Source organism: Actinoallomurus acaciae, from assembly GCF_042429965.1.
Classification (GTDB): domain Bacteria; phylum Actinomycetota; class Actinomycetes; order Streptosporangiales; family Streptosporangiaceae; genus Actinoallomurus; species Actinoallomurus acaciae.
In genome coordinates this window covers 1-10294 of the sequence record NZ_JBHLZP010000300.1, presented here as the reverse complement: position 1 = coordinate 10294, position 10294 = coordinate 1, and the positions used below count along the sequence as shown (strand labels likewise).

Genomic DNA, 10294 nt, shown 5'->3' with positions numbered 1-10294 from the left:
CTCCTCGAACGCGACGACGCCGCCGAACGGGCCACGGCCTTCGCCGCCGACCGGCTGCCGCCGCACATGGTTCCGGCGGTCGTCGTCGCACTGGACGAACTGCCCACCGGCCCGTCGGGGAAGGTGGACCGCGCGGCGCTGCGCCGGCTCGAACCGGCGGCCCCGCCGCCCGGCGACACCCGACCGGGGACCGCGGCCGAACGTCTCGTCGCGGGCATCTGGGCCGAGGTGCTCGGGCGCGACCGGCTGCCGGTCGCGGCGAACTTCTTCGAGCTCGGCGGGCATTCGCTGGCCGCGATGCAGGTGATGTCCCGCCTGCGCGCCGCGACCGGCCTCGACCTGCCCGTACGCCTGGTCTTCGAGGCGCCCACGGTGGCCGAGTTCGCCCGCCGCGCCGGCCTGGACGACGCGCCGGCGTCGCGGCGGGAGACGGAGCTGGAGACGGTCTCCCGCGACGGCGAACTGCCGCTGTCCTTCGGGCAGGAACGGGTCTGGAACCTCGACCGGCTGCAACCCGGCGGCACCTTCTTCAACTGCGTCATTCCCCTGCGGCTGCGCGGCGACCTCGACGAGGTCGCACTGCGGCGCGCGTTCGACGCCCTGGTCGAGCGGCACGAAGTGCTCCGCACCACGTACGAGAGCCGGGACGGACGCGCCGTGCCGCGCATCCGGGACTCGGCGCGCGTGCCGCTCACCCGTACGGACCTCGGCGCCCTCGACCGCGCGGCACGCGAGGACGCCGTGCGGGAGGCCATCGCGGACGAGACGTCGACGCCGATGACGCTCCACAGCCTCCCCATGCTCCGGGCGCGTCTCCTCGCCCTGAGCGCCGGGGAGCACGTGCTGATCGTCACCTTCCACCACGTCGTGATGGACGACTGGACCGACGCGGTGCTGGCGGCCGAGTTCGCCGAGCTCTACCGGGCGTTCGCCGAGGGCGTGAGCCACGGCCTGCCCGAACCCGCCGTCCAGTACGCCGACTTCGCGAGCTGGCAGCGCCGGCGCCTGTCGGGCGGCGCGCTGGAGGAGGGCGTGGCCGACTGGCGCCGGGTCCTCGACGGCGTCGCGTTCGACTCCGACCCGCCCGCCGACCGGAGACCACCGGACCCGCCCACCTACCGGGCCCGCACCGTACGGGCGCGCCTGGCCGCCGGGACGTCGGCGAGGCTGCGGGGCGACTGGGCCGGGCGCGGCGTCACGCCGTTCATGGCCCTGCTGGCGGCCTACCAGATCCTCCTGTCGGCGGAGAGCGACTCGACGGACGTCTGCGTCGAGTCGCCGATGGCGAACCGCGGGCACTGGCAGATCGAGCGGATGGTCGGCTACACGGTCAACCCGGTGCTCCTGCGCACCGACCTGAGCGGCGACCCGCACTGGTCGCAGGTGCTGGACCGGGTCCGCGAGGTCTGCCTGCACGCGTTCGCCCGGCAGGACGTCCCGTTCGCCTCGGTCGCCGAGTCGCTGATCGGGGTCCGGAACCTCTACCGGCACCCGGTGGCCAAGTTCATCCTGCTCAACGGGCCGACCGCGACCCCCGGGCTGCCCGGGCTGAGCGTGGAGGTCATCGACTCACCGATCTCGCCGCAGAGCAAGAACCGCTACGTCATGAACGTCGCGGAGCGGGAGGGGGAGTTCGAGACCGTCCTTCTCTACAACACCGACCAGATCGACGAAGAGCACGCCCGCCGGGCGCTGGCCGCGTACACGAGCATCCTCGCCGAGATCGCCGTCACGGACCCCCGGGTGTCGGACCTGGTGGACCGCGCCCGGGACGCGCTCGCCGGCAGGGCCGCGGTGACGCCGTGACCGCCGCGCCGACACACCGACCGCCAGGGAGAGACGCATGATTCTTACCGGACAGGAGATCAGGCGACAGTACGAGTCCGGGCGGATCAAGATCTCGCACTTCGACGAGACCGGCCTGACCACGAACTCGCACGACCTTCGCCTCGGCACCCGGATCCTCCGGTACACCTGCGACGTCCTGGACCCCCGGCAGGACAACAGCTACGAGATCATCGAGATCCCGCCGGACGGCTACCCGATGAGCCGGAACGACTTCGTCCTCGGCGAGACCCTGGAGATGGTGGGCAGCGACCACTACGTGCCGTTGATCCACGCCCGGTCGAGCACGGCGCGCCTCGGGCTGTTCGTGCACGTGACCGCGGATCTGATCGACATCGGAAGCTACGGGCGCTCGACACTCCAGCTGTACGCGACCCTTCCGGTCCGGCTGTACCCGTACATGAGGATCGCGCAGGTCACCTTCTGGAAGCCGCGCGGCGAGATCGAGCTGTACGACGGCAAGTACGCGGGCAGCCTGGGGCCGATGCCGTCCCTGGCCCACCGGGACTTCCAGGCGGACCGATGATCCTCACCGGAAGCGAGATACGCCGCCAGCGGGCGCGCGGCGCCATCACCTTCGAGCCGTTCAGCCCGGAGAGCATCAACCCGAACAGCTGCAACTACCGGCTCGGGCCCTACCTGAAGGTGTTCGAGTCGACCGACGGGCGCAACAACCACCGCTACCGCACCATCACGATCCCCGAAGAGGGCTACGTCCTGGAGCCGCAGCGCCTCTATCTCGGCCACACGCTCGAAGTGATCGGCAGCCACCAGTTCGCGATGTCGCTCATCGGGCGCAGCTCGATCGGCCGGCTGGGCCTGTTCCTCCAGGTGTCGGCCAACCTCGGGCACACGGCCTCCTGCCACCAGTGGACGCTGGAGCTCGTCTGCGCGCGGCCGATCCGGATCTATCCCCGGATGCGCATCGGCCAGGTGTCGTTCTGGACGAACGCCGGGGAGATCGTGCCGTACGCCGGCCGGTACGGCGCACGGAACCTGCCGACCGAGTCCCGGCTCCCCGCCTCGTACGGCGGGCCGTCTCTGGAGCCCGGCGCCCCGGGCGAGCGCCGGGCGGCGGGGGAGGGCTCATGAGCGAGCGACCGGCGGGGCAGGGGACGGAGATCCGCGAGGCGCCGGAAGTGCTGGACGACGTGCCCGGCCGGTCCGCCCAGGTGGTGAGCGCGTTCCGCGAGAACTTCACCGAACGCGGGTACCGGCCGCACGCGCCGGTGCCCGTGACGTCGCGGATCGACTCATCGGTCCGCTTCGTCGGCTCGACCATCAGCGTGCTGAAGCCCCTGCTCCTCGCCGGGGACATCCCCGAGCCCGGCGTCTTCCTCATCCAGCGTGCGGTGCGCACGCGCAACCTCCGGGCCGTGACCGACGGCGCTCCGCTGGACTGGGCGTCGTACTTCGTGGCGCTGGGCACCCTCAGCCCGGCGGATCGTCTCCCCGAGGTCGCCGCCCACGCCTGGGAGCTGTTCCGCGACCGGCTTCACGCCGGCCCCGGACAGGTCGTCATACGCGCCTCCTCCCTGGACCCCGACCTGGTCGCGGTGGCCCGGGGCATCCCCGGGGGCCCGGCGGTCGAGATCGACGGTTACGAGGAGCAGCGCTACCGGCACCGGTTCGGCGTGGAGGGGTACTCCGGGCGCAACGTCAACTTCGCGATCGACCACCCCCGGTGGGGACTCCGCGACGTCGGCAACCTCATTCTCATCCACCGCGACGGCGTCCCGGTGGGGGTGGAGCTGGCCTTCGGCGTGGGCACGATACTCGCGCGAGCGTACGGGCTGGAGCACCCGATCCAGGCGTCCTCGGCCGGGGCGGCCGTGCCCCTGCGCACGCCCGCGGACATCAAGCTGGCCGACATGCTGTCGGTGGCCGTCGTGCTGCTGTCCGAGGGACTGCGGCCGAACGGGAGCGGCCGGGGCCGCATCCTCCGCGGCCATCTGCAGGCGCTCTCCCGGCTCCGGGCCGAGGGCGGCCGGTCGATCGCCGACGTGGAGCGGTTCGCCGAGCGCTTCCACGCGCTGGAGTTCGGCACGCACACGCATCTTCCGGAGGCCGTCGCCCACTACCTCGGGGCGTACGAGGACGCGCTCGCCCGCGGCCTTCCCCGGCCGGCGGCCAACGCGACGGCACTACGGGTGTTTCCCAGCGACGAAAGGTACCGATGAACGAGATGAGCTCATCGACGGTGGAGTCCACTGACGGCCCGGCGGCCGACGCGCGGCGGAAGATGGGAATCTTCGTCATCGGCTGTCATCGCTCGGGCACGACGCTCATGCGCTACATCCTCGACACCCATCCCGACATCGCCTGCCCGCCCGAGTCGAAGTACCTGGCGGCGCTGCCGGAGTTCTTCCGCTATCCGAAAGCCGTCCCGGGCCTGCTCGGCATGGGCGCCGACCCGCTGTCGATCCTGCTCCGGCTGCACGAGATGGCGCGGAGCTTTCTCGACGACTACGCGAAGTCGAAGAACAAGCGGAGATGGGCCGACAAGACGCCGAACTACCACCGCGTCGCGGAGTTCGTCGACGGGCTGTTCCTTCAGCAGGCGCTGTTCGTCCTGCCGATCCGCCATCCGCTCGACGTCATCCCCTCGCTGAAGGACATGATGTACACCGAGTTCTTCGGCGGCCACGACGACCCGTACCTCATCGAGTACGTCCACCGGTACGGCGCGGGGGAGTACGCCGCGGCCAAGTACTGGCGCGACGTCAACGAGCACCTCCTCGTGATGGCGAGCTGCATCCCCGAACGCGCCCAGTGGACACGCTATGAGGATCTGGTGACGCGGCCGGAGGCGGCGGTGGAGCGGATGTTCCGCTTCCTCGGCGAGGACTTCGATCCGGCGGTGCTCGACAAGGTGTTCGTCGCCGACCACGATCCCGGGTTCGGTTTCAGGGGGATCGCCGACCGCTCCTCGATCGACGACGACCGCGTGGGCAAGTGGCACGACTGGCCGGAGGAGAAGCGCCGGGCGCTGTGGGACATCGTCGAGCCGGTGGCGGTCAAGTTCGGCTACGGCCTCGACGGCTGATGGGGCTGATGGACCAGGCGGGGGCGGAGCCGTCGCGTACGGCCATGGCGAAGGCGCTCATCGTGCTGAGCGGCCCACTCGCGCTGGCCAACGCCGCGATGATCTTCGCCGGCCTGTTCGACGTGTACGTCGCCGGACGGGTGGGGGTGGACGCCCAGGCCGCCGTCGGCCTCGGCGCGATGCTGTCGTCGCTGGCGGTCTTCTTCTTCGCCGGGGTCACCAACGGCATCGTGCCCATGGTGTCGCAGTACGCGGGGGCCGGGCAGGCGCGCGAGTGCGGCGAGACCCTCGTGCAGGGCATCGTCATCGCGCTGGCGGGCGGGGCGTTCCTCATCCTGGTCGCCCTGGCCGTTCCGCTCGCCCGGCCGCAACTCGCCGGGCTCGCGGGGGCCCGGGTCGGGGCGCTCACCGCGTCCTACATCTCGATCCGGCTGCTGTCCGGGCCGTTCTTCCTGCTCATCCTGTGCGTGAACAAGTTCCTGACCGGCATCCACGACACGCGGCCCAACATCTTGATCGGCGTCGGGTCCAGCGCTCTGGAGTGCCTCCTGAGCTACACGCTCGGCCTGGGCGCGTTCGGCGTGCCGGCGCTGGGCCTGAAGGGCATCGCCTGGGCGTACGCCATCGCTCAGCTCGCCGGGGCGGCGGTCGCGCTCGGCGTGTGCCTGCTCGGCCCGTCCCGGCGGCGTTACCCGGTGCGAATCGGCCGGCGCCCGGTCCGCCCCGACCTCCTGCGCAGCCTCCTCGCCCTCGGCGTGCCCCTGGGGGCGGCGCAGGTCTTCAACAACGGCAGCTACCTGATCCTGTCGGTCGTCGCCGCCCGGCTGGGCCCGGAGGCGGCGGCCGCACACGCGGTCGCGAGCCAGGTCCTGCTGCTTCCGCAGCGCGGGCTGGAGGTCCTCGGCTCGGCGGGCTCCTCGCTGGTGGGCAAGTACGTGGGGGCGGGGTCCCGGGCGCGCGCGGTGCGCCAGCACTGGGTGGCGATGGCGGTCGGCTGCGGCCTGGCGGGCGTCATCGGGATCATCCTGTGGGCGTTCCGCGGCGGGATCAGCGGGTTGCTGTCCCCGGACGCCGGAGCCGCCGCGGTCACGGCCGGCGTCTTCGTCGTCATCGCGCTCAGCATGGTCCCGCGCGCGGTGATGGCCGTCGCGCAGGCGAGCCTGTCGGCGGTCGGGGACGTGCGGATCCCGTCCCTGACGATCATCGTCGGCCGGTGGGCCCTGCTCGTGCCGATGACGCTCTTCCTCGTCTTCTGGCTGGACGGCGGCGTGGTCGGCGTCTGGGAGGCGGAGACGCTCAGCGTGGTCGTGCTCGCGGCCATGCTGCTGGTGCGGCTGGTCCGCGGCCGGAGGTTCGACCGGCCGCTGGCACCGTCCGGCGCCGAGAGGACCGAAGCCCTGTCGGGTACCGACTAGTTCCTCGGAGAACCGAAATGCACGATGGAAAAGATCATCTCCCGCCCACGGCCGCGCCCTGGAGACGACGGCTGGGCGCGCCCCGGCTGGGCTTCCCCCGGTGGGCCCGCGACCATCCCGGCCGTCTCGTCTACGGCTCGAACGAGTCCGGCGCGTGGGAGGTCTACGCGTGGGACCGGTCCACCGGCGTACGCCGCCAGGTGACCGACCGGCCCGGCGGGACGACGCTGTTCGCCATCGATCCGGGCGGAGACCGGATCTGGTGGTTCGACGACACGAGCGGCGACGAACGCGGGCGCTGGATGATCGAGTCGTTCGACGGCTCGTCGCGTACCCGGGCGAGCCGTGCCCTCGGCCCCGCGTACCACGCCGGGCTGGTGCTGGCGCGCCGGTTCGCGCTGATCGGCACCTCGGACGACGAGGGCACGACGATCTCGCTGCTGCCCAGCGACGGTGCGCCCCGGCCCCTGTACCGGCACCGGCGGCACGCCATGCTGGAGACGCTCGACCGCGAGGAGCGGTTCTTCGCGATCCGGCACTCCGAGGACGGCAGCGCGATGCACATGGGGCTGCGCGTCCTCGACCTGGAGGGCCGGACCCGGGCCGAACTGCCGAGCGAGCCGGGCGTCGCGCTCCGGGCGGGAGCCTGGTCCCCCCTTGCCGGCGACTACCGCCTGCTGATCACACGCGATGTCCTGGGCGCCGCGCGGCCCGCGGTGTGGACGCCGCTCACCGGCGCCGTCGACGGGCTCGACATCGACCTGCCGGGGGAGGTCTCGTGTCTGGGCTGGTATCCCGACGCCCGCTCGGTGCTGCTCCTGCACGGGTACCGCGCCCGGACGGAGCTGTTCCGCTACGACCTCCACTCCGGTGCCTGCGTCCGGCTGGAGCTCCCCCGGGGAACGGTCACCGACGCCCGGGTGCGCACCGACGGGGCACTCTGCTACGAGTGGAGCGACAGCCGCACCCCGCCCGGCGTGTACCGCGGCTCCCGGCTGCTGCTGAGCCCGGAAGAGGGCCCCGGCCCGGACGGCGTGCCCTACCGGGACCTGTGGCTCGGCGACCTGCACGCCTTCGTGGCCGAGCCACCCGGACCCGGACCCCACCCCACGGTGTTCCTGATCCACGGCGGCCCCATCGCCCACCACGCGGACGCCTTCAACCCCAGGGTCCAGGCATGGGTGGACCACGGCTTCGCGGTCGCGCTCGTCAACTACCGCGGCAGCAGCGGGTACGGCGGCGCCTGGCGGGACGCCATCATCGGCAACCCGGGATTCGGCGAGCTCGAGGACCTCGGCGCCGTACGCGACCTGCTGGTGAAGGAGGGGACCGCCGACCCGGCACGCCTGCTGCTCGTGGGGCACTCGTGGGGCGGCTACCTGGCGCTGCTCGGCGCCGGCCTGGAACCCGACCGCTGGAGCCTGGCCATCGCCGACGCGCCGGTGGCGGACTACGAGGCCGCCTACGCCGACGAGATGGACGCGCTGAAGATGCTCGACAACGCGCTGTTCGGCGGCTCCCCGGAGCAGCTTCCGGAGTTGTACCGCGAGCGGTCCCCGCTGACGTACGTCGAGCGGGTGAAGGTGCCGCTCCTGATCCTGGCGGCGGCCAACGACCCGCGCTGCCCCATCCGTCAGATCGAGAACTACCTGACGCGCCTGGAGGAGCTCGGCAAGCCCCACGAGGTGCTCCGCCTCGACTTCGGCCACGGCGCGCACGTGACCGGCGACGTCATCCGCAAGGTCGAGACGCAGATCGACTTCGCGGCGCGTCACCTGGGTACGACGGAGCCGATGTGAGCCCCGCCGGGGAGGACACGGGCGGTACGGCGGTGATCCGCGAGTTCCGCGCCGGCGACGCCGGCGCGGCCGCGGAGCTGCTGCGGCCGCTCATGCCGGCGGACGAACTGGTCACTCCGGCACGGCTCCTGCACCGACACGACGTCCTCGGCGAGGACCGCCGGTGGCTCGTCGCGGTGGAAGGGGAAAGGGTGGTCGGCTGGGCGCAGGCCGAACGCGCGCTCGTCGCCGGGGCCGGCGATTCGTACCGGGTCTGGGCGAGCGGCGGCTCGGGCCGGGACGGCCTGGCGGGCGAACTCCTCGGCGCGGCCGAGGAGTGGGCGATGTCCCGGGGAGCGCGGGTGCTGCGCACCTGGTCGCTCGGTGAGCGGTCGGGCGCGCTGCCGGCGGAGCGCGGTTACACGGTCGCGCGGGCGGACCGTACGCTCGTGCTCGACCTCCGGTCCGTCGCCGCCGCCGACGGCGAGGAGGGCGGGCCGGACGGGTACCGGCTGGTCCCCCTCGCCGCTCTCCTGGATCGGGGTACGGAGCTGTACCGGCTGTACACGCTGGTCGACACCGACGCGCCCACCGAGATCGAGGCGGTCGGGCTCCCCCGCGAGATCTGGGAGCGGTACGTCCGGCGGGACCCGCTCCTGGAGCCGGAGGGCGGCTTCGTCGCGCTCGCCGGGGACCGTCCGGTGGCCCTCACCCTGCTCGACGTCGACCGCGAACGCGCGACGGCGGCCACCCACCTGACCGGAACGCTGCGCGAGCATCGGGGCCGCGGTCTGGCCAGGCGCCTGAAGCGGGCGTCCCTCCGCTGGGCCGCCGGTCGCGGGATCCGCACCGCGGGGGCGAGCAACGACGCGACGAACACGGCGATGCTCGCCGTCAACGAGGGCCTGGGCTACCGGCCGGCGGCGGACCGGCTCGTCTGGGTGAAGACCCTCGGCTGAGACCGGCTGAAGGAGGTCGTCCGGGGGAGAGAGGCCGTCGCGCGCGCCGGTCGTGTCCTGTCGACGGGACACGACCGGCCATTCCGGCGAACGCCGGTGAATACGCGTCCGGCCAGGAGTGGGAAGCGCCGTGGAAATTGCTCGTTTATTCCAGCGTTGACTTCTCTCGAATGGGCTGGTTATCGTCGCAGTTATCGCGCTTGTTCTCCGTTATCCGTGTTCTTCTATTCCGTATTTCCGGCCTTTCTGTGCCCATGCGATGGAGAGATCAGTGACCAGCCAGGACGACGGGTACGGACCCATCGCCGTCATCGGCATGGCGTGCCGCTTCCCGGGAGCGGGAGATCCCACCGCGTTCTGGCGGAACCTGGTCGAGGGCCGGGACTCGATCACGCGCCGGCCCGGCAGACCGGCGCCCGGCGGCGGCGAGTACGTCCCGGCGCGCGGCCTGGTCGAGGACCCCGAGTGGTTCGACGCGGACTACTTCGGCTACTCGCCCCGCGAGGCCCGGATCATCGACCCTCAGCACCGGCTGTTCCTCGAATGCGCGGTGGAGGCGCTGGAGGACGCCGGCCACGATCCTCGGCGTCACTCCGGCGCGATCGGCGTGTACGCGGGGAGCACGGAGAACTCCTACGGGGAGCTGCTCCGATCCCGGCGCGACCGGCTTCCGTCGGTGTCGGACCTGGAGATCCGGGTGGCGACCGGGGCCGACTTCCTCAGCAGCCGGGTCGCCTACAAGCTGGGCCTGCGGGGCCCGTCCGTCACCGTCCAGGCGGCCTGTGCCACGTCGCTCGTCGCCGTCCACCTGGCCGCGCGGGCGCTGTCGTCCGGCGACTGCGACCTCGCCCTGGCCGGCGGGGTCACCGTACGGGTGCTCGCGCGGCTCGACCGGTATCCCGGCACGGGGATCCAGGCACCGGACGGGATCTGCCGGGCCTTCGACGCCGCCGCCCAGGGCGCGGTGGACGGTGACGGCGCGGGCGTCGTCGTGTTGCGGCGCCTTCCGGAGGCGCTGGCCGACGGCGACCACGTCCACGCGGTGCTGCGCGGATCGGCGGTGAACAACGACGGCGCGGACCGCATGGGCTACACCGCGCCCGGCGTCGGCGGGCAGGCCGCCGTCATCCGCGCGGCGCAGCGGGCCGCAGGGGCGGACGCCGGGACCATCACCTACGTCGAGGCGCACGGCACCGGCACCGCGCTCGGCGACCCGATCGAGGTGGGCGCGCTGGCGCGGGCGTACGGGCC

9 protein-coding genes are annotated in these 10294 nt (G+C 72.5%); all 9 read left to right on the top strand.

Translation table 11 applies throughout. From position 1 onward, the window contains the following. Positions 1 to 1806 (top strand): condensation domain-containing protein (locus tag ACFFNX_RS31355; protein ID WP_378209486.1); only part of this gene is annotated, 1806 nt, incomplete at its 5' end. A gap of 37 nt (positions 1807 to 1843) precedes the next feature. Further along, a complete protein-coding gene (gene dcd, locus ACFFNX_RS31350; RefSeq protein ID WP_378209485.1) occupies positions 1844 to 2371 on the top strand; it encodes a dCTP deaminase in 528 nt (175 codons plus the stop codon). Then, on the top strand, positions 2368 to 2937 hold the full coding sequence (locus tag ACFFNX_RS31345) for a dCTP deaminase (RefSeq protein WP_378209484.1): 570 nt from the start codon (positions 2368 to 2370) through the stop codon (positions 2935 to 2937). Before dcd ends, ACFFNX_RS31345 begins: the two co-directional genes overlap by 4 nt. Next, positions 2934 to 4025: a hypothetical protein gene (locus ACFFNX_RS31340; protein WP_378209483.1), complete on the top strand. Its 1092-nt coding sequence runs from the start codon at positions 2934 to 2936 to the stop codon at positions 4023 to 4025. Before ACFFNX_RS31345 ends, ACFFNX_RS31340 begins: the two co-directional genes overlap by 4 nt. Continuing rightward, entirely contained in the window at positions 4022 to 4891 is an 870-nt protein-coding gene (locus ACFFNX_RS31335) for a sulfotransferase family protein (RefSeq protein WP_378209482.1), read from the top strand. Before ACFFNX_RS31340 ends, ACFFNX_RS31335 begins: the two co-directional genes overlap by 4 nt. A gap of 8 nt (positions 4892 to 4899) precedes the next feature. Then, entirely contained in the window at positions 4900 to 6306 is a 1407-nt protein-coding gene (locus tag ACFFNX_RS31330) for an MATE family efflux transporter (RefSeq protein WP_378209481.1), read from the top strand. 17 nt (positions 6307 to 6323) lie between these two features. Beyond that, positions 6324 to 8105: a S9 family peptidase gene (locus tag ACFFNX_RS31325; RefSeq protein ID WP_378209480.1), complete on the top strand. Its 1782-nt coding sequence runs from the start codon at positions 6324 to 6326 to the stop codon at positions 8103 to 8105. Next, the gene (locus ACFFNX_RS31320) at positions 8102 to 9043 is read left to right on the top strand and encodes a GNAT family N-acetyltransferase (RefSeq protein WP_378209479.1); all 942 of its coding nucleotides are present in this window, start codon (positions 8102 to 8104) and stop codon (positions 9041 to 9043) included. Before ACFFNX_RS31325 ends, ACFFNX_RS31320 begins: the two co-directional genes overlap by 4 nt. A gap of 271 nt (positions 9044 to 9314) precedes the next feature. Next, the coding region (locus ACFFNX_RS31315; protein WP_378209478.1) for a beta-ketoacyl [acyl carrier protein] synthase domain-containing protein at positions 9315 to 10294 on the top strand (980 nt) is incomplete at its 3' end.